At 48.8% G+C, this 907-nt stretch carries 1 protein-coding gene; it reads left to right on the top strand.

Annotated features, from left to right (window positions below; all coding sequences use genetic code 11):
• On the top strand, positions 1–907 hold a 907-nt coding region (locus R7Z49_RS23910), incomplete at both ends, for a cache domain-containing protein (RefSeq protein ID WP_318112211.1).

Here is a 907-nt window from a genome sequence, read left to right as displayed (position 1 = left end):
GAGATCTCCGACGATTACACCTTGATGGTTCAAGATAAATACACCGATGGTAAGTTAATCATCTACGGCACAGATCATGTCAGTAACGATATTCGTACTGTCATAACGCCTTACGATCCAAGAACTCGTCCTTGGTATCAACCTGTCGCCAAAGACGAAAAACCGATGTGGTCAAAAATCTATACCAATGCGGATGAGCGCCAAGACATCACCTTATCTGCTATGACACCGGTGTACGAACACCAAGAATTTGCGGGCGTATTGGTGACGGATATTCGTATCAATACCTTCAACGAGTTTCTACGCGTCATCAAGAAGAACACCAAAGCATCGGTCTTTATCATGGACCAAGAACACCGATTAGTGGCACATTCTGGCCCAGGCAGCGTGGTGTCTTGGGGCACAAAGTTTTCGGATAAAGGCCAACGCTTGTTCGCCTCTGAAAGCGCAGACCCGATCATCAAAATCAGCGCCTCCCGCGTGCGTGGTTTTGACTTGTACCATACAGACCAACCGTACACGTTTGAGTTTGACCACAGCGGCCAACGTATTTTTAGCCGCATCACGCCCTACTACGATCCAAACGGTCTAACTTGGTTCATCGGCACTTCTATCTCGGAATCTGATTTGCTTGGCCTCTTACCGAAAAGCCAAGAGAAAAGCTGGATTGTTGGTATCGTCGTCAGCTTGTTTGGTATCGGCTTTAGTTGGGTCATCTTCGAACGCGTGGCTCGACCAATCAACGCCACTGCCGATGCAGCTCAACACCTAGCAAATGGCGATTGGGATAGCTCAATGCCCCAACCTGGCCGCGTGTACGAAACGACCGTGCTCGCAAAAGCCTTTAATGAAATGGCCAGCAACCTCAAAGCCTCATTTAAGGCGCTGCGCGATCAGCTAGTGTATG

It is taken from the genome of Vibrio sp. 1562 (genome assembly GCF_033340155.1).
Lineage (GTDB): Bacteria > Pseudomonadota > Gammaproteobacteria > Enterobacterales > Vibrionaceae > Vibrio > Vibrio alginolyticus.
The sequence above is the reverse complement of the archived record's forward strand: the minus strand, read 5'-3'. Positions and strand labels throughout refer to the sequence as shown.